A 19,329-nucleotide genomic window follows, 5' to 3' on the forward strand; every position below is an offset into this window, starting at 1 on the left:
AAACCATCAGCGAACTCCGCGGAACAAAACTTTGACCGTAGAAATCGTCAGCGAACCACGCGGAACAAAACTTTGACCGTAGAAACCATCAGCGAACTCCGCGGAACAAAACTTTAGACTTAGAAACCGTCATCGAGCCACGCGGAACAAAACTTTGACCTTAGAAACTATACCAAATCAATGATCTGAGAGAGTTTATAAGTAATAATCAATTTCATTATTGCTGAGCCCTATTTTGTTGACAGTATTAAGTGTTTTTTATTATTTAATCCCAGTTTTTATCTGGTAATCTTAAAGAATCTAATTGTACTAGTTGTTTACTTCTAGTTATAATCCATTGAATTTTATATTCTTCCAATTTAGTATCTCTATCTACATATGATACATCTATTTCTTTCATTTTTTTGACATCAATAAATAAATTCGAAAAACCTGGGCAGTTAATTACTAACTCAGAATTGTCTTCATTAAATCCAAACTCCAAACGAGGGCCTTCTGTGTATAATTCAAACGTTTCACTAATTCCTCCCTCAGAATTAATCCATATCGTATGATCTATAGGCCAATCCGAAAAACAAGTCTCACATTCATCTGACATTACCTCTACTTCTATATTTCCCATTTTCAGATCATACCATTTGGTTAAGAAATATCTTTCATAAACGAAAAGGATTGAAAAAACTAATCCAAACCCTATAGCTATTTTTTTTAAATTTCTGTTCATTTAGTAATTGTATCTAACAGTATCTTATAAAAACTGTATTTTTTTTCTTCTTATTTAATGTGAATCTTGGATAAGTTTTTTTGTCACAGTTCGAGTGATTTTACAAAGTGCTAACAACCTAAAATTGTGCTTCGGATTTGCTCAGCAGAACTATCGATAACTAGCCAAAAACCTTACTCCACAATCCCCTCGCCTTCTAAATACAACTCTTCTAATTGTTGTTTAATTTCGTCAGAAGGATCTTGCCACATGCCTCTTTGAATGGCTTCGAGTAAACGTTCGCTCATGTCTTTTAAAGCCCAAGGATTGTTTTTTTTGATAAAGGCTTTGTTTTTTTCATCTAATAAATAACTTTCTGTAATGCCTTCGTACATAAAATCATCTATTAAATTCGTAGTGGCATCATAAGCAAATAGATAATCTAACGTTGCCGCCATTTCAAAAGCGCCTTTGTATCCATGGCGTTGCACTCCTGCAATCCATTTTGGATTTACAACACGAGAACGATACACTTTTAACAATTCTTCTTTTAAGGTTTTAACTTTTGGTGTTTCTGGTCGAGAGTGATCTCCAAAATACACCTCAGCTTCGCTTCCTCTTACGGTAGCTACGGCATTAGCCAAACCTCCTTGAAATTGGTAATAATCGTCACTATCTAAAATATCGTGTTCTCTATTGTCTTGGTTGTGCATTACAATTTGCATGGCTTGTAAACGATGCGTAAAAGATTCGTGTGCAGAAACTCCTTTCTTTGAAGTTCCATACGCATAGCCACTCCAATTGATATATACTTTGGCTAAATCTTCTTGGGTTTCCCAGTTCTTTTCATCTATTACCGCTTGTAAACCTGCTCCATAAGCTCCTGGTTTAGAACCAAACACTCGGTATAATGCACGTTGTTTTGCTTCTTCTACATCTAAACCTTTAGCTTCCCAATCTTTACTTTCTGCTAAAAAACGTTTGCGAATTGGGTTTTCTTCTAAAGATTCGTCTAACTCAGCAACTCTAGCTACTGCGGTATTAAATAAATTAATGACATCGGGAAAAGCATCTCTAAAAAATCCAGAGATTCGTAAGGTTACATCTACTCTTGGTCGTTGTAATTTTAATAACGGAATCACTTCAAAATCGCTTACTCTTCGGTTGGCATTTTTCCAAATAGGTTTTACCCCCATTAAAGCAAATGCCTGTGCTATATCGTCTCCACCCGTTCGCATGGTAGATGTTCCCCATACCGAAATTCCAATCGTTTCAGGATAATCACCATGTTCTTGGATATAACGATCTATAATGAGTTGTGCGCTTTTCTCTCCTAATCGGAAAGCAGTTTCCGTAGGAATGGTACGTACATCTACCGAATAAAAATTACGCCCTGTAGGTAACAAATCTACACGCCCTCTTGTTGGCGCACCCGACGGCCCAGAAGGCACATAATGTCCGTTGAGTCCTGATAATAAATTTGTAATTTCTTCGGTAGTATTATGTACAGCAACTAAGGTTTTTTGTTTTATAATTGTTAGTACTTCATTCAGTTTTGGATACGAAGTTGACAACACATCTTCTTCTAAAAATTGTATTAACTGTTGTTTTGCTACATGTTCTAATTGTTCAACTACTTGTCCAACCGTTTTACAGTCTTTTCCTTCAATATGTTGTGTTAACTTTTCAGCATAATCTAAAGCTAAAATATTCTCTTCAATCCCAAAATCTTCTGCTAATACTTGCGTGATTCCTTTTTGTTCATAAGTTGGCATTCTGTGCAAAGCAATTAACAAGTCTATCAATTGCTCATCTACGGGTGCTTTTCCAAAAATATGCAAGCCATCGCGTATTTGTGCTTCTTTTAATTCACATAAATATCCGTCTAGTTTTACTAGCAATTCATCTACGTCGTCAGAAATAATTCCTAAATCAACATTTAACTGTGTTTCTTTTACCAAATTGGCTATTTCTTCTTCTAGAACTTTAGAACGTTTTGGATCTAAATTTGATGCTTCATAATATTCATCTACTAAATGTTCTAATTTCATTAAACTCCCATAACTTTCAGCACGAGTCATCGGTGGAATTAAATGATCTATAATTACCGCTTGATTCCTTCTTTTGGCTTGTGTTCCTTCTCCAGGATCGTTGATTATAAACGGATAAAAGTGAGGCAATGCATCAAACAACATGGCTGGAAAACAAGTTTCTGGGTCTAAAGACACACTTTTTCCTGGTAGCCATTCTAAGTTTCCGTGCTTTCCTAAATGAATGACTGCATCTGCTTGATACGTATCTTGTAACCAGAAATAATAGGCTAAATATTGATATGTGGGAGCTAAATCTGGCGAGTGATAAATTGCTTGCGGATCTTGGTTATATCCTCTTGAGGGTTGAATACTCACAAAGATATTTCCCAATAAAAATCCTGATACAATAAATCCTTCTTCGGTAAAATACGGATCGTTACCTGGTGTTCCCCACTGTGCTACTATTTTCTCTTGTAGTTTTTCTGAAATAGATGCAAATCGTTTATTAAAATCTTCTAAACGATATAGAATTGCATGTGGTCTGGTTTGCGTGGTGCTTGTATCATTGGTTGTTGCTTGCGTGATCCAGTACATGAGTTCTGTTCCCGAAGTTGGTAGTTGTTCTCCTAGAGTATAATTCGCTTCTTGTAATGCTTGTAATAATACAGTACAACTTGCTGGTGTATCTAAGCCTACTCCGTTGGCCAATCGACTGTCTTTATTCGGATAGTTTGGTAAAATAACAGCTACTCGTTTCTCTTCATTCTTCTTTTCTTGCAACGAAATCCAGTTTTTTGCCAATCGCGCCATAAATTCGCATGCTGGTTTATGGGCTTCGTATTTTACAATAGTACTATCTGTTAGTTCGTCTTTTTCTATTTCCTTTTTAAAAGAAACGGCTCTTCCAATAATTCTTCCATCAATTTCTGGTAAAGCTACATTCATAGCAATATCCGTAGGTGGTAATCCAAACATTCCTTCTTCCCAGACTGTTTTGTTTGTAGTAGAAAAAATGGCTTGCAATACTGGAATTCCTAGTCTATCAAAGATAAAGTCTGTGGTATCAGATGATTTAATTGTAAATCCAGTTGTATTAATCATCGCTGCAATTTTTCTATTGCCGGAGTTGGTCATCAATTTTTCAAGATTGACCAATGTATCTGGATCTCTTAAGTTATTTGCAAAAGCAACTACAGGATTGATTTCTTGTGTTACCAAAGCTTCACTTAATACTTGTAAAGGCTCTAAGTTGTTTGCTAAAAAATGTGTTCTGTATGCTAATAAAATAGCCGTTGGTTTCTCCTTGTCTATACTTGCATCCAGTTCTTCTTGTGTTACAATTCCTTTGTCAAACGTATATAAAAATAAATCTTCTATATCTTCAGCTGTTGCTACCTCAACTGTTTGGTTAAAGAAGTTTTTACGGATGTAGTTTAAAAAATTAACGGCATTGGTTTTTCCTCCTTGTTGTAAATATTGTCGGCAATGATGTACTGTTTGCAATGGTACAGAGGACAACTTCATTAATTCATAATCGGGTTCATGCGCAGGAATAAACAACAAGACGCAGTTAGTTTCTTCTTGCAATTCCACTAACGATTCTACTAAATATTTATAATAGCTAATTCCTCCTAAAAGGCTACAAACAATAACTTTGGCTTGTTCTAAAACATCTTCTAAATAGTTATCTATCGTCAGTTCTTGTTTTAGATACACCAAATTGGTCATACGTAAACTTGGTAGCTTCTCCCCTTCTTGGTCGTATAACGTTTTATAGGCTTCGTTTACGGTATGTATTTCTGTATCGCCCGCACTTAAAAAAACGATATCTCCTGGTTTTTGTTCTATGTAAAATACTCCGTCATCATCTGGATTCCACCCTCCTGGTATTGTAGCTATTAAATGCATAGTTTTGTTTTTATGTAAGGGAATGAATCCCTGCTTACTGTCAAGGGGATGAATCCCCTTGGTTTTAGTTTTTTTCGAAACCGTTTCTTTTTAAAAGGAATGAATCCTCTTGGTCTTAGACTTTTTCGATAATTACCTTTCTTTACAAAGGGATAAATCCCTTTGGTCTTGTCTTTTTGAAAATCGTTTCTTTTTCAAGGGGATAAATCTCCTTGGTTTTTAGTCCAATTTAGAACTACCTCTTTCATTTTACAAAGGGATGAATCCCTTTGGTTACTTTTCTTCTTCTTGGGAATGAAGTGACTCAATAAATGTACTCATTTCTTCTCCCCAGCGTGCTTCGTGTTTGTAATGGTTGTTTTTAATATAATTGGTCACCTTTTCTATAGAGTTATCTACTTTTGAGATTCTTTTTCTATGAAATTTCTGTGCCCAAACTTTCTGTGCTTCTTTCTCCCATTCTTTATATCTCTGATAGCTGAATGATGTATATCCTTTTAAATTTTTAATCTGAGTTATTAACTCTTTTTCATCTTCAACTTTTAATAAAAGGTGTACATGATCTGGTAAAATATTAAAACAGACAACATCTATTTCATATCGTTTAAAGGCTTCTTTGAATAGCTCCATCATTTTTTCTATATCACTCTGTTCAAAGGTTAAAGCTTCTAAATTTCTTATAAAGCTTCGTGTGTTAAACTTTACCATTCGATCTGAAATTCTAGATTTTGCTGTGGCAAAGGTTACGAAGTAGTATTCTTCTTCAACTGAGTTTTCAATGGGATAAATCCCATTGGTTGTGTATGGCTCAACAGTCTTCTCAATTTCCTCTTCTCCAAGGGGATTCATCCCATTGTTCAATTGTTCATCATCTTTTCTATCAATAGTTTTCTTAGCAATGGGATAAGTTCCATTGGTTAAGTGCACATCATCTGTCTTATCTTCTGCTTCTTTTGCAAGGGGATGAATCCTCTTGGTTCTAGACAACCAGCTAAAATTTCCTTCTCCCCAATATAAGTGTATGTAACTCGCAAGTACATTTTTATAGGAGTATACTTTGGTTTCTATTTCTCTATCTCTTGCTGTGTATACTTCTGCTATTGAAGCATAATGATCTTCTAAAATTGATGAATAATGGAATTCGTGTCCCAAAAGTGTTTCGTCTTCAAATACTACTTTTCGGTATCCTAAGTGTAATTTCTTTTGCTCCATGGTTGTACTAAAGTCAAAAACTCCAACCATGTCAAAAGGTTTTCCTTCGTTATTAATAATCTGATTCCCCAAATACATCATTCCTCCACATTCAGCTAATATTTTCACTCCTGTATCTACTGCTTTTTTAATAGCTTTTTTCATTTCTACATTCTTACTTAATTGTTCTAAGTAGAGCTCTGGATATCCGCCAGCTAAATAGATAATATCTGCTTCAGGTAATTTTGTATCGTGAATCGGACTGAAAAAAACGACCTCTCCTATTTGTTTTAAATAGGCTAAATTTTCTACATAAGTAAACGTAAACGCTTCATCTTTGGCAATAGCTATTTTAAGAGATCTTTTTTCAAGGGGATTCATCCCCTTGGCTAGATATTTATCTGACTCTTTCTTAATAAAAGATTCAGTTATTTGGTAAATTGGATGAATCCCATTGGATGTATTTCGTTGAGTAAGTTCGAGAAGTTTTTCAGTTTTAGCATGCCCCCCAACATGTTCCGCTGCTTTTTCTATTAACTCTTCAAATTTATCTTCAATATGCAAACCTAAATGTCTAGAAGGTATTTTGATGTCTTCATTTGGGGGAATGTATCCTAATGATGGAATTCCAACTGTTTCACAGGCTTCTTTTAAAAATGCGTAATGAGACTCAGTTTTTACAAAATTAAATAAGACACCTGCAATCTTTACTTCGGGATCAAAAGTTCTTAATCCGTGTAAAATAGGTGCTATAGTGTACGCCATTGCTTTGGCATTCACGACTAATATTACTGGAATATCAAGTTTTTTTGCTAACTCAGCTGAGCTTCCTTGATCTTTAACCGCACCATCGAACAATCCCATGACACCTTCTACAATGGTAATATCTGACGCACTACTATACTTCCTAAAAACATCTTGAATATGTGCATCTGACATTAATACACTATCTAAGTTTATACTAGGACTTTTGGCGGCTCTAGAATGATGAATTGTATCTATATAATCTGGACCACATTTAAAAGTTTGTACCTTATAATTCTTGTTACTAAAATAACGTGCTAATCCAAGTGTAACTGTTGTTTTTCCTGAATTGCTCCAAGGAGCTGCAATTAAAAATGCGTTACTCATAATTATAAAGATGTAAAAGGTATATAACGCAGTTGTAATGTATCTGCTAATCGTTTTGCTCTCCCTAGTTTTACAAAACCGTTTTCTGTATCCACAATCGTTGTATTTGATAGTTTTGATAAATAAGTTTTGTAATTTTTTACAGCAAATTCAAACGGATGTTCGTGTCCAGCATTTACTTTCCCATCGGTTAATACAAATAATTGTACCGTTTTAATATTAATCGATTTTAATAATTCGAATACTTTTAAGAAAGCACTACCTAAGTTTGTCTTTCCTCCTGCTCTTAATTCGTAACTTACTTTTTCTATTCGTTTACTATCGCTTGTAAAGTATTGTAGAATTTTTGCTGAAGAGTTCTCTAATGCTACAATAGCATATTCTATTTTTTTAGATGGATTTGTAGTTGTTGTCTTTTGAACAATTCCTTTGATATATCCTAATTGCTTATCTACTGCCATAGAAGCACTTGTGTCTAATAAAAAAACAATTTTCGCTGTTGCTTTTTTAGTTACCTGTTTATAGATCTTTGTAAACTTTTGCGTTACAACATAGTTTTTAACTGTTTTTACTAAAGAAATATTGGGTGACTCAGTTGCTATATAAGGGCTTCGTTTGAGTTCTTTACTCGTTGGAAGTGTTATGTCTTTTTTTTTTGACGCTTGTGAAACTGAAAATTTCAATCCGTTTTTTATAGCTTCAGGAAGTTGAAAAGTAGTACCACCTTCTTGCTGTATGTTTTCAGTCTCTTTATTTTCTTCCTTCTTTGGTGTTTCGTCTTGTGATTTCTCTTCTTCTTTTGGTGGTGTAAAGTCACTACTTCTATGTGCTAAAACAAAAGGAGCTATTTTGTATAGCATAGCTACCGTAGTTTCTGCTTCACCTAAAAAAGAAGCATAAGCACGAACGGTTTTTAATAACAAAATATCAGCTCGTAATCCTTCAACATTGGCTTCTATAGTTAATTTTGCAGCTGCTTCTTGTACTTCTTCTGATATTTTTATGCTTGTTAGTTCTTCTTTTGCATGAAGAACTTTTGTTTTTACCGCTGTTTCTTCTTGTAATATACTCTTATAAAAACCTTCAGCATTTGTATCAAATTCTAAGCGTTGTAAAGCTATTTTCTTTCGTATGCTTATCTCTTTAGGAGTTGAGATTTGCACACTCAATCCAAATCGGTCTTTTAATTGCGGACGTAATTCTCCTTCTTCAGGATTCATAGTTCCTACCAAACAAAATCGACTATCTAACCATTCAGAAGTTCCTTCTCTTTCTAAATGATACCCTCCAGATGCAGCTGCATCTAACAAGACATCCATTAAATAATCGTTTAGTAGGTTAATTTCATCTATGTATAAAAAACCTTGATGTGCTTTTGCCAATAGTCCTTTATCTACTATTGTTTTCTTCTGATTAATGAGTGCCTCTAAATTTACACTTCCTAATACACGATCTTCAGTAGCACCGATAGGTAAATTTACAAATGGAAACGCTGCTCCCATTAACTGACTTAATGCTCTAACCGTTGTTGTTTTTCCTGTTCCTTTATCGCCAGTAGCTAGTACTCCTCCAATAGTTGGATCTATTAAATTTAATAGTAAACAAAGTTTAAAATCATCTTGACCAATAATAGCAGTAAATGGAAAGCAATAACGAGCATTCATATATTTTAGTTTTAAAAAGCTGTTTTGTAAATCATGTAAAAACCAACAATTATAGAAATTGCCCCTACAACTCCGTTCATCCATTTAAAAATAGCTACATTTCTTTCTATAAATCGACTCATCGCATAAATCAATACGTAACTATATATTGCCATTGACAAAATAACTCCAATAGATTCTACTATTAAAATTAAAACTGCTTCAGACATTGTACTTGCTCCTATAATTAAAGCTGAAGTAAGTGCTCCCCCTGTTCCTGCTAAACCATGTACCATTCCTACCCAAAACGATCTATTTACAGGATTCATTGCTATTTCTTCTCCTCTTTTTCCATGTAAATGAATTGGATTATTAGCAGCATGCTCGTGCTCTTCTATCTTCTTATGATCTGCCAATTGTTCTTTGATCTTATGATTTCTTCGAATGGCAACAATTCCTAACCAAATCATAATTGGGCCTACACTAAGCTCTGCCCAAAAAGAAATATTATGTATAAATGCCGATAATGCTGTTTTAAATAATAATGCAATACCTCCAAATAATAATAAAGTTACCGAATGTCCTAATGCCCATTGTGAAGCTGTAAAAACAGTTTTAAAGGTTACTTTCTTTTTATTGACTGCATTTTCAGCAGCTAATACAGATACCGCAGACATATGATCTGCTTCAAAAGAGTGTAAAATACCAGCTATTAAAGGTCTGGTTAGGTTCATTAAATTCATCCGATATATTTTATATACGTCTCGTCGTTATTAATTAGATATAAGTTTAGTTTCACTTTAGGTACTATTTTTTGACAATGCATAAAGCAATGTTTTAAGAGCACTTGATAAAACCTTTCATCTTGCGCAAAAATAAATATTTCACGTAAACGTCCCGCCATGTTTAAAGACAAAATAGTTTCTGCTATTTCCTTAGTATATCCTGCTTCAATAGCTAATTTTGCTATAAATTGTTTATCCCAAGTTGTTTTTCCGCTATGTGTATTTAGATTTCCTTTTGCTAGTTTAGCCGCCTTGCCCAACATAATCCCCATGTTTACAGTGCTTACTTCTGGAGTCATTGCTATTTTTTCAAAAGTTTCTTGTATCCAATTTCCATAATGCACACATGCTGTTTCGTTAACTTCTGGAAATATCTTCCGTAATATTTTTTCGCTTCTTGCTCCAGAATTAATAAGTAATTCTTGTTCATTATTTGCTACAGCTACATCTACTCCTTGTTGAATACTAGCAATATAAGATGCTGCTGAAAATGGTGTTACAATTCCTGATGTTCCTAAAATAGAAATCCCATGTAAAATTCCTAAACGACTATTTAAGGTTCGTTTTGCTAATTTTTCTCCATCTTTTACTGAAATTGTGATCGTTACTCCATGGTTTTCTAGATTAAAATCGGCTAATAATTTATGTACCACAGTGCGCATCATTTTTCTAGGTACTGGATTTATTGCAGGTTCACCTACTTCAATTTCTAATCCGGGTAACGTAACCAACCCTACTCCTTCTCCTCTTTTAAAAAGTACTTCTTGAAAGTTGTTTAATGCTACCGTTGCCGTAATTTCTGCTAGATGTGTTACATCAGGATCATCTCCTGCATCTTTAATTGTAGTGCTAGAGCTTTCATGTTCAGTAATAATTGGATCTTTTATATAAAACGTAGCTGTTTCTCCTATAGGCAAAGTAATGCTTACTTTTTCTTGAGTTTTTTTAGTCAATAATCCCAATAAAGCTGATTTTACACAGGCAGTAGCACAGGCTCCTGTAGTATAACCTTTGCGTAAAGGTCTATCGGGTATTTTTTGTAATTCGCTCAATTTGCTCCTTAAATATCTTAGCTAATTCGTTTGTTGAATCTATACAAAGATACCTATTTGACAACAAAGGTTTCTTTAAAATGACAATGGGAATCTGCGTAGTTATTGCTGCTGATATTTTCTGATCTAACTTTCCATTAACACCGCTTTCTTTGGTAAATATTACATCTGGTGTTATGTTTTTAAGTAATAACACTTCTTCTGCTTTATTTTGAGGGTATCCATAAAGTAATTGTGATGATGGAAAATTGGCTTTTTTTGCTACTGCTCTCGAGCTATCTCTATCCAAAATGCGAAACCAGGCTTTATTGTTTTTCCAGTAATTACTCAACTTTGCAATGGTTTGCACTCCCGAAAGTGCTAATAACGAACAATATTCTTTTTCCTGAAAATATGAAATTGCTTCTTCAAAGGAATTTACATAAGTAACTAATTCATGAGCTACTCTTGGTGTAAATTCACGTTCAAAACGAATAAGCGGAATATTGGTTACGATTGATGCTACTGTTGTATGCAATACTTCAGCAAAAGGATGTGAAGCGTTTACAATATGAGTAATCTTTCTTTCTGAACAAAACTGTTCTAATGCTTCTTTTGTTAACGCTCCATCTATCGGAATTCCTTTTCCTGTGAATGGTACTTTTGTTTTGGTGGAATAATAATACAGAAGTCCTACTTCATCCAAAAATGAAGCTACTTGTTTTCCTTCTGTTGTTCCTCCAAAAACGAGTATCATTTTATTCTTTTTCAAGGTGTTGAAACTCCTTGGTTAGTTATCATCTTTCTATTCCAATAGGGTAAATTCTATAAGTTATACAAGGGGTTGAAATCCCTTGAATATTTATGAGATTATTTAGTTCGTTACGCTATTCTAGTTTTCCAATGGGTTTAAACCCATTGATTCAGGAGTTGAAACTCCTTGGTTAGCTTTCTTTCTAAAAATATGATACCATTTGTCATCGTATAACCAAGAACGGTTTTTTCTTGCTCCAACAGCTTCTCCAACTACTATTAAAACAGTTCTGGTTAACTTATTATCTTTTATAATTTGAGTAAGCTCAGTTAGTTTTCCTGTCCATACTTCTTCGTCTTTCCAACTAACTCTATATAAAACAGCTAAAGGTGTATCTGGCGGATAATGTTCTAATAATTCTCCTTGTACTTTTTTAGCAATTCCTGCACTTAAAAAGATACACATTGTAGCACGTAGCTTTGCCATATCAGCTATTTTTTCATGCTCTGGTGTTGGTGTATTTCCTTCTCCTCTTGTTAAAATAATAGTCTGCGCAACTTCTGGAATAGTAAATTCTGATTTTAAATACGCTGCTGCTGCTTGAAATGAAGAAATTCCTGGCACTATATAATAATCATATCCTTTGGCATCGAAAATAGTCATTTGCTCTTGTATAGCTCCATAAATTGATGGATCTCCAGAATGTAAACGTACTATCTTTTTACCTTGTTCATAATAACGATCTATAATTTCCATTTGCTCTTCAAGTGTCATAGAAGCTGAATTACGAACCAATGCTCCTTCTTTTGCCATATGTGTTAACTCTTCTGGCACCAAACTTCCTGCATATAAAATACAATCTGCAGCTTCTAAAATAGCCTGTCCTTTCAAAGTCAGTAATTCTGGATCTCCAGAACCTGCTCCTACAATAGCAATACTCGATCTTCGCTCATAATCAGCTACCAAGCTTATTGCATAAGTAAACTTTTTACCTGATTCAGTAGTGACTTTTGTTTTTTCAACTAACCATTCTTCTGTGTTAGATAATAAACCTGCCGAAGCTTCTGAAACACCATAAACTCCTACTTTTTTCTTTACGACTTCTGATGGATTTGCAACTGTCACAGAATTCAATTCATCTCCTGTATACGTTACAAAAGGAATATCTAATTTGGCAACTAGATCTAAATACGCTTGTTCTTCTGCTTTAATATCTGCTGAACCTAATGCCATTATACTTTCTATGGCTATTTTTTCGTTTTTTAATGCTTTTCGTAATTCGAATTCAAATAATTCAGGTTCTATGTCTTTAGCACAACCACTTCCTAATGCGATACATTTAGGATAAAAAGCTAATGTTGGTAGTAGCAGGGAAACTAATTCATACCCTACATATAATAACATTTCATATTTTGAAGTATCTACCTCATCAATATTGTAATAAATTGTAATAAAATCTGGAAACGTTTTTTCTAAAAACTCAGTTCCTTTGTCTTTTACTTTTAAAACTAAGGCTGTTGGTTTTCTATTTACAAACAAAGAGATAATTTTATTTAGCTCTTCATTATGTTTAGACTCCCAATTAAATTGTTCAGCAAGTGTATCTAAGCTCCACAGGTTTTGTAAATCACTAGCTGTTGTAACAACAGGAGTTGCTTGTAATATTCTACTTATTTGTGTGGTTAATTCGTTTGCTCTACCTATATGTCCGCTCAAAACCGATTGTACAAAAGTTCCTTGATCATCTATATTTACTACAGCTGGATCTGTTTTTTTATCTGCTATTACAGTTGCAATACTTCGTACACAAATTCCTAATGCTCCAATAAAAAACCATGCATCGTATTTTTGAAATGAAGTTTCCATTAACTCCATTACTGAGTCTATTCGTTTTATTTCTTTTGTTTCTTCTACGGTTCTAGTAGTAAAAACTTTACTTCTATAAAATTCACTTTGTAAAGTTTTTGCTATTTCGAATCCGTTATCTGTAAAACTAACAATTGCTACTTTTAAAACTTGTTCCGCCATCTTCTTTTGTTCCTTATGTTTTTATTGCTTTTAATAAGCATATAGGATTATGCAAATCTAAGGTTAAATTTATCTCTTCTTTTACTTTCCAACCTAAGTTTTCACAGCTTTTCTTAAATGTATTTTTACTTGTTTCTTTTACTGTATTCATAACAATAATAGCATTCGAAGAAAGTACTTCATCTACTTTTATAAGTAATTCTTCTAACCTACCTCCATGTCCACCTATAAATACAGTATCTGGCTGCCTAAATGTTCTTGTATCTTGTTCAAAAAAATCTCCTATCACTCCGTTAATTCCTGGCACTCCAAACCTCTTTTGATTTGTAAATAAGATTTCTTCACACTCTTCTCTTTTTTCAAAAGCTACAATCTCTAAATTCGGATTTTTCAGCTTCGCTTCTATAGAAATAGAACCTGTACAGAATCCAATATCCCAAAAAACACTTGCATTTAATACTTCTAACAAATGCAACGTAGTTAAACGAATTGGCATTTTAGTTATCATATTAGGTCTTCCAGGTAATCCTTCAAAGTTACTATCTTCTATTCCAAAGTATTGCTTTCTCTTTTCTTTTCGATGTAATAAAATACAATTGAGTTTGTGATAGTTTTTTGTTACTGCTTCTGATAAAGATAAGGTTTGCACTTTCTCATTCTCTCCTTCTAAATCTTCACCAATACTTATTTCATAGTTTGTAAATCCATATTGAAGTAATCTTTCTACAATTGTTTTCGGATTTTTATGTCCATCTGTTAATACTCCAATTAATGATTGTTGCTCTATAAGTGCTACATCTAAAGCATCCCAACTCCTTCCATGCACGCTAATCGTTACCAACTCATTACTATTGGTACTAGTTTTGTTTGCTAATAATTGAATGGAACTAAAATAAGGTTCTGTATAAACACTAGACTGTGGATATTTATTCTGAAGTGTGTTAGCAAATCCATAAAACAACGGATTTCCTGAAGCAAATACAATAATGGTTTCTTTTGCTTCTTCATACTGTTTAAAAACAGCAGTCATTGGACTTTTAATATAGATCCATTGATAGTTTTCTGGAAGCACATCTTTTACCAATTCTAAATGACGTTTTCCTCCGCTAAAAACTGTGTTGTTATCAATCAGTTTTTTTTGTTCTTTTGAAAAAACTGGTTGCTTATTTCCTATGCCAATTACATGAAAAATCATTTGAATTTCTTTGTATTAGTACTATGAGTTAAAACTCATTGGGTGGTTAAAGTTGGTTTTAAGCAGTTAATTAATATGCAATGAGTTGAAACTCATTGGCCAGTTGAACTCATTGATTGGTTAAAATTGCTTTTAAACAATTAACTAATATTTTTAATACTTATTAGACACCAATATCAATGAGTTGAAACTCATTAGTCAGTTGAACTCATTGATTGTTATACTTTTCTTGAATAACCACTTCGTGTTGTAGTTTTTTATAATCCCATTTTTTTATTTCTAGTTCTGGTTTATTATAAAACTTATCGGTGTATCCGAAACATAAATATCCTATTAGTTGATTTTCTTTAGGAGCATTTATAATCTCTTTTACTTTTTCAGGATCTAAAATACTTACCCAGCCCATACCAATATTGAGAGAACGTGCCATTAACCACATGTTTTGTATCGCGCATACCACACTATACTTTCCCATATTAGGCATACTTGTTTGTCCTAATACAGGTTCGTTTTTAGGTTTATAAAACACTGCTATATTTAAAGGAGATTCTGTAATTCCTTCTAGCTTTAACCGAATATATTTTTGTTGTTTTTCATCAGAAAATTGAGCTAGGGCCTTCTCATTTTCTTCTTGAAACGATGCTCTTACTTCTTTTTTTGTTTCTTCATCATGAATAATTACAAATTCCCAAGGCTGTGAAAATCCAACTGAAGGCGCTGCCAAAGCTGCTTGCAAAATTCGATTTATATCTTCTTCTGCTATTGGATCTTTTTTAAAATGATTTCCTCGAACATCTCTTCGATGTAACAAAATTTCTTCTAAAACTTGTTGTTCTGATTCAGTAAAAAAACGTTGCGCCTCTTGTTCCATTTTAGAATAGTTCTAATTTTGATACTTCATCTAAAGTAAATGCAGCATTTACAATAGCTGCTGCAAAATTACTACCTCCTCTGCGTTCAGAAATCAATGCATATGCGGTGTCTTTTTGCATTTTCAAACGTTCTTTAGATTCTATTACATTAATAAAACCAACTGGGGCTCCAACAATTCCCACAGGGTTAATAATTCCTTCATGGACTTGGTCTACAATTTCGATAAGTGCCGTTGGTGCATTTCCAATAACAAATAATGCATTTGGATATTTTACTGCGGCTCTTTTAATTCCTGCTTGCGATCGAGTTAATCCTTCTTCTGCAGCTAACTTTAGTGTTTCCTCATCGTTTAATAAACAAACAACTTCATTATCGTATTTTCCTGTAAAAGCTCTGGTAATTCCTGCTTTTACCATTGTTACATCCGTAACAATTACACCTCCGTTTTTTAAATAAGTATTCCATTTTTCAATGGCTTCTTTTGAAGTTTCTATATAATTGATATAGTCAAAATCTCCCGAAGTATGAATACAACGAATTGCTGCCCACAAATGATCTTTATCTAGATTATTTTCTGGTAAGTTTTCTACAATTTCCTTAAAACTGGCATCCTGAATTTCTTGTCCAGTTTCAGGTTTTCTATTTAAATATCCTCTTGGCGTAATTAAATGATTTTTGTATCTAAATGTTTGACTATTACCTATCAAAACAACACTAAACATATCTACATCTTCAACATTTAATTCTCCTAAAGTTGTAATTTGTATGTTTTCTTCAGTTCTTCCTAATTGCTTACAAATGGCAACAGGTGTTGAAGCTTCTCTATGCTCTAAATAGATATTCTTTAAAGCTTGTAATTGCCAATATCTCTTCTTACTTCTTGGGTTATATAAACCAGTAACAAAATCTCCTTGAGCTGCCGCTTTTATTCTTTTCTCAATAGTTGTCCATGGAGTCATTAAATCCGACAACGAAATACAACAAAAATCATGACCTAAAATAGCTCCTAATTTACTCCCAGCCGTAATAAATGCTGAAATACCTGGCACCGTTTCTACAGGCATTTCTAAATTTTGTTCTGCCACTTTTTGATATACTATAGAAGCCATTGCATAGATACTCGCGTCTCCAGAACCTATAACCATTACATTTTCTCCTTTTAATGCATGTTCAATCGCTATTTCTGCCCTTTTTTCTTCCTCGCTTAACTCTTTTCCTATACAAACTGCATTTGGGTCTATTAAATCTTGAATAAATTGAAAATAATAGTGGTACCCTATGATAACAGTAGCTTTCTTAATTGTTTCAACTGCCATAGGAATCATATATTGTCTATGTCCTGGGCCTATCCCAACAACTTTAATCATTTGTTTTGTTGCTTTTTTATAATTAAAAGAGAGAAATACGGTATTTCTCTCTCTGAAATTTCTTGTAAATTCGTTGTAATGTATTCTTCATCTGTACCCAAACGTTCACAATAATAAAACGCCCAAGGTTGTTCTTTCAACTTATGATAAAAATGCTGCCAACTAGTCTTTACCTTCATTAACACCAAAGTATCTACCTCATTAAAATAGGTGCTAATTTCTTCAATTGTTTTTACTCTAGGTACAATGGCTATTTTATCGTTTAAAAGGCTTAGTGGTATTTGGTGTTTCGCAGCTCCTAAACTAAATGAATTAATCCCTGGTATTAACGAAATGGGAATATTTAGCTGTTGTAAATGTTCCATGATATAAGTAAAAGATGCATACAGACTCAAATCTCCTTCGCATACAATAGCTACTTTTTTACCTTCAGCTACTAATTTCTGAACCTCAGAGGCTGTATTCTCATATACTTTTTTAGATTGTGATCTATCATCTGACATTTCTAAATAAAAACCTCTAAGATCTTTATCTTCTAAATTATGATATGATAACAAAGGGTAAACATAACTTTTTTGCATCCCTTTAAATGTTGAGCCAGGATAAAAAATTACGTCACTCTCTTGCAAAACTCGTAATCCTTTTATGGTTATTAATTCAGGATCTCCTGGGCCTAACGCCACTCCATATACCATATCTTATTTTTTCTTCTTTCTTTTATAAAGAAACAATTGCCATTTTTCTTCAGCTACACCTTCCTTATCCATTTCAGCTCTTGCCATCGTAAAAAATAAATCTGACAATCTATTTACATAAGCCATTACGTATTCTTCTACGCTATCCGGATCTTCTTGCATAAGTGTTACTAAGGTACGTTCACCTCTACGTACTTGTGTTCTACATACATGACATAATGCAGAAATTTCGTTCCCTCCAGGTAAAATAAAATAATCTGATGGAGAACTAATACTTGCTTCTAAAGCATCTAGCCACTCTTCACAAAAAGCGGCTCCATCTATAGGTTTTGGGTTTGGATTTTCTTTTTTGGAATCTGATGGACGCGCTAAATGTGACATCATATCCATCATATCTTTTTGTATACGATGTAAATTAGTTTGCCACTCGTGTTCTGGACCTAATTTAGCTCTCAACAAACCTATTGTAGAGTTTACTTCGTCTAAAGTTCCTATACATTCTATTCTTGCAGAGTTTTTATAGGTACGTTTTCCTCCAAACACACCTGTTTTTCCTGCATCTCCTTTTCTAGTATATATTTTCATCTTTTATACAGCTAAGGTTAATTTACTTTCTATGGCTTTTTCTAACTCGCTTTCTACTAGTTTTTCTCCAATAATTACTAAACGAGTCCCTCTAATTTCGTCTTCTTTCCACTTTCTATCAAAATAGTTTTCAAACCTGCTCGCTACTCCTTGTACAATCATACGCATTGGTTTGTTTGGCACATCTATAATTCCTTTAATTCTATAGATTTCAAATTCGGCAACCAATTCTTCTAATGCTTTAATTAATTGTTTTGGAGTATGTGGTGCTTTAACTGATAATACTAATGAATTAATTGTTTCATCATGGTCGTGATCATGATGATGTCCATGATCATCATGGTGGTGATGGTCATGACTGTGGTCGTGGTCATGATGATGATGCTCTTCGTGATGTGAATGCTTTTCTTCTATAAAATCTTCTGATTTCGCATCTAAACCTAATAATACATCCACAGGAATATCTCCTTTTACTCCTGATATAATTTTAATCTGGTTTCCTATTTTATTTTGAATAATGTCTTTTACTTCATTAAATTTCTCTTCATCAATTAAATCTGATTTTGTCATAATAACTAGATCAGCGCATGATAATTGATCTTCAAACAATTCCTCAATAGACGACTCATGATCCAAACTATCATCAGCTAAACGTTGTTCTTGTACTCTTGCTCTATCACAAATTTCTCCAGTAGCTTGCCCTACACTATCTACCACAGTAACTACTGCATCTACTGTAATTTGTGGTTTTAAATCTGGCCAATTAAATGCTCTTACCAAAGGTTTTGGTAATGCTAATCCAGACGTTTCAATAATAATATGATCTATTTGGTCTTTACGCTCCATTAATTGCAGCATTGTTGGTAGAAATTCTTCTTGTACAGTACAACAAAGACACCCATTGCTCAACTCTAAAATATTTTCTTCTTCACAACCACAATCATTTCCTTTTAGGATCTCACCATCCATTCCTAACTCTCCAAATTCATTTACAATAATTGCTAAACGTCTTCCATTGGCATTTTTAGCAATTTGGTGAATTAAAGTAGTTTTACCAGATCCTAAAAATCCGGTTATAATTGTTACTGGTATTTTATTTGTAAGCATGATTTCTTCAGATTTATTTGAGTCAAAAATAAGGGTTTTATATTTCTTTTTAAACTACTTTAATTTGAAGAAATTTATTTTAAAGAATTGAAGAACGAGACATTATTAAAAACAAAAAAGCCTTACTAAAATTAGTAAGGCTTATTGTGATCGCGACAGGATTCGAACCTGTGACCGTCTGCTTAGAAGGCAGATGCTCTATCCAGCTGAGCTACGCGACCAGTAACTCTTTTTTAGTCGGGGTGGCAGGATTCGAACCTGCGACCTCCTGCTCCCAAAGCAGGCGCGATGACCGGGCTA

At 33.7% G+C, this 19,329-nt stretch carries 14 protein-coding genes and 1 tRNA gene; all 15 read right to left on the reverse strand.

Going from position 1 to position 19,329, the window contains the following annotated elements:
* Nucleotides 1-265 precede the first annotated feature (265 nt).
* On the reverse strand, nt 266-724 hold the full coding sequence (locus ACKTTC_RS08210; RefSeq protein WP_408039325.1) for a hypothetical protein: 459 nt from the start codon (nt 722-724) through the stop codon (nt 266-268).
* A gap of 173 nt (nt 725-897) precedes the next feature.
* A complete protein-coding gene (gene cobN / locus ACKTTC_RS08215; RefSeq protein ID WP_408039326.1) occupies nt 898-4,644 on the reverse strand; it encodes a cobaltochelatase subunit CobN in 3,747 nt (1,248 codons plus the stop codon).
* A gap of 273 nt (nt 4,645-4,917) precedes the next feature.
* The gene (locus ACKTTC_RS08220) at nt 4,918-6,966 is read right to left on the reverse strand and encodes a cobyrinate a,c-diamide synthase (RefSeq protein WP_408039327.1); all 2,049 of its coding nucleotides are present in this window, start codon (nt 6,964-6,966) and stop codon (nt 4,918-4,920) included.
* Nucleotides 6,967-6,968: 2 nt separating this feature from the next.
* Nucleotides 6,969-8,630, reverse strand: a complete 1,662-nt coding sequence (locus ACKTTC_RS08225) for an AAA family ATPase (RefSeq protein WP_408039328.1) — start codon at nt 8,628-8,630, stop codon at nt 6,969-6,971.
* An 11-nt stretch (nt 8,631-8,641) separates the two neighbouring features.
* Complete coding sequence (locus ACKTTC_RS08230) at nt 8,642-9,352, reverse strand: hypothetical protein (protein ID WP_408039329.1); 711 nt, start codon at nt 9,350-9,352, stop codon at nt 8,642-8,644.
* Nucleotides 9,349-10,446 (reverse strand): cobalt-precorrin-5B (C(1))-methyltransferase, encoded by a 1,098-nt coding sequence (locus ACKTTC_RS08235; protein ID WP_408039330.1) that lies wholly within the window; start codon nt 10,444-10,446, stop codon nt 9,349-9,351. Before ACKTTC_RS08235 ends, ACKTTC_RS08230 begins: the two co-directional genes overlap by 4 nt.
* Nucleotides 10,418-11,182 carry a precorrin-6A/cobalt-precorrin-6A reductase gene (locus tag ACKTTC_RS08240; RefSeq protein ID WP_408039331.1) on the reverse strand — a complete coding sequence of 255 codons (765 nt, stop codon included), beginning with the start codon at nt 11,180-11,182 and terminating at the stop codon, nt 10,418-10,420. The genes ACKTTC_RS08235 and ACKTTC_RS08240 overlap by 29 nt, the downstream gene beginning before the upstream one ends.
* Before the next feature lie 135 nt (nt 11,183-11,317).
* Nucleotides 11,318-13,207 carry a precorrin-4 C(11)-methyltransferase gene (cobM, locus tag ACKTTC_RS08245; RefSeq protein ID WP_408039332.1) on the reverse strand — a complete coding sequence of 630 codons (1,890 nt, stop codon included), beginning with the start codon at nt 13,205-13,207 and terminating at the stop codon, nt 11,318-11,320.
* Between the two features lie 13 nt (nt 13,208-13,220).
* Nucleotides 13,221-14,402 (reverse strand): precorrin-6y C5,15-methyltransferase (decarboxylating) subunit CbiE, encoded by a 1,182-nt coding sequence (gene cbiE, locus ACKTTC_RS08250; protein ID WP_408039333.1) that lies wholly within the window; start codon nt 14,400-14,402, stop codon nt 13,221-13,223.
* Nucleotides 14,403-14,610: 208 nt separating this feature from the next.
* The gene (gene bluB, locus ACKTTC_RS08255; protein WP_408039334.1) at nt 14,611-15,273 is read right to left on the reverse strand and encodes a 5,6-dimethylbenzimidazole synthase; all 663 of its coding nucleotides are present in this window, start codon (nt 15,271-15,273) and stop codon (nt 14,611-14,613) included.
* 1 nt (nt 15,274) lies between these two features.
* A complete protein-coding gene (gene cobJ / locus ACKTTC_RS08260; protein ID WP_408039335.1) occupies nt 15,275-16,642 on the reverse strand; it encodes a precorrin-3B C(17)-methyltransferase in 1,368 nt (455 codons plus the stop codon).
* Nucleotides 16,639-17,337 (reverse strand): precorrin-2 C(20)-methyltransferase, encoded by a 699-nt coding sequence (gene cobI, locus ACKTTC_RS08265; RefSeq protein ID WP_408039336.1) that lies wholly within the window; start codon nt 17,335-17,337, stop codon nt 16,639-16,641. Before cobI ends, cobJ begins: the two co-directional genes overlap by 4 nt.
* Before the next feature lie 3 nt (nt 17,338-17,340).
* Nucleotides 17,341-17,922 carry a cob(I)yrinic acid a,c-diamide adenosyltransferase gene (locus tag ACKTTC_RS08270; RefSeq protein WP_408039337.1) on the reverse strand — a complete coding sequence of 194 codons (582 nt, stop codon included), beginning with the start codon at nt 17,920-17,922 and terminating at the stop codon, nt 17,341-17,343.
* A 3-nt stretch (nt 17,923-17,925) separates the two neighbouring features.
* Nucleotides 17,926-19,029 carry a cobalamin biosynthesis protein CobW gene (cobW, locus tag ACKTTC_RS08275; protein ID WP_408039338.1) on the reverse strand — a complete coding sequence of 368 codons (1,104 nt, stop codon included), beginning with the start codon at nt 19,027-19,029 and terminating at the stop codon, nt 17,926-17,928.
* Nucleotides 19,030-19,176: 147 nt separating this feature from the next.
* Nucleotides 19,177-19,250, reverse strand: a tRNA-Arg gene (locus tag ACKTTC_RS08280).
* Nucleotides 19,251-19,329 lie beyond the last annotated feature (79 nt).

Origin of the sequence: Tenacibaculum amylolyticum, from assembly GCF_964511145.1 — a bacterium.
Taxonomy (GTDB): Bacteria; Bacteroidota; Bacteroidia; order Flavobacteriales; family Flavobacteriaceae; genus Polaribacter; species Polaribacter amylolyticum.

What these genes read in the sequence shown, in the direction of transcription:
- cbiE (WP_408039333.1), bottom strand. Translation starts at nt 14,402, where the DNA reads ATGATTTTTCATGTAATTGGCATAGGAAATAAGCAACCAGTTTTTTCA.
- ACKTTC_RS08225 (WP_408039328.1), bottom strand. Translation starts at nt 8,630, where the DNA reads ATGAATGCTCGTTATTGCTTTCCATTTACTGCTATTATTGGTCAAGAT.
- cobW (WP_408039338.1), bottom strand. Translation starts at nt 19,029, where the DNA reads ATGCTTACAAATAAAATACCAGTAACAATTATAACCGGATTTTTAGGA.
- cobI (WP_408039336.1), bottom strand. Translation starts at nt 17,337, where the DNA reads ATGGTATATGGAGTGGCGTTAGGCCCAGGAGATCCTGAATTAATAACC.
- cobM (WP_408039332.1), bottom strand. Translation starts at nt 13,207, where the DNA reads ATGGCGGAACAAGTTTTAAAAGTAGCAATTGTTAGTTTTACAGATAAC.
- cobN (WP_408039326.1), bottom strand. Translation starts at nt 4,644, where the DNA reads ATGCATTTAATAGCTACAATACCAGGAGGGTGGAATCCAGATGATGAC.
- ACKTTC_RS08210 (WP_408039325.1), bottom strand. Translation starts at nt 724, where the DNA reads ATGAACAGAAATTTAAAAAAAATAGCTATAGGGTTTGGATTAGTTTTT.
- cobJ (WP_408039335.1), bottom strand. Translation starts at nt 16,642, where the DNA reads ATGATTAAAGTTGTTGGGATAGGCCCAGGACATAGACAATATATGATT.
- ACKTTC_RS08220 (WP_408039327.1), bottom strand. Translation starts at nt 6,966, where the DNA reads ATGAGTAACGCATTTTTAATTGCAGCTCCTTGGAGCAATTCAGGAAAA.
- ACKTTC_RS08230 (WP_408039329.1), bottom strand. Translation starts at nt 9,352, where the DNA reads ATGAATTTAATGAACCTAACCAGACCTTTAATAGCTGGTATTTTACAC.
- ACKTTC_RS08270 (WP_408039337.1), bottom strand. Translation starts at nt 17,922, where the DNA reads ATGAAAATATATACTAGAAAAGGAGATGCAGGAAAAACAGGTGTGTTT.
- bluB (WP_408039334.1), bottom strand. Translation starts at nt 15,273, where the DNA reads ATGGAACAAGAGGCGCAACGTTTTTTTACTGAATCAGAACAACAAGTT.
- ACKTTC_RS08240 (WP_408039331.1), bottom strand. Translation starts at nt 11,182, where the DNA reads ATGATACTCGTTTTTGGAGGAACAACAGAAGGAAAACAAGTAGCTTCA.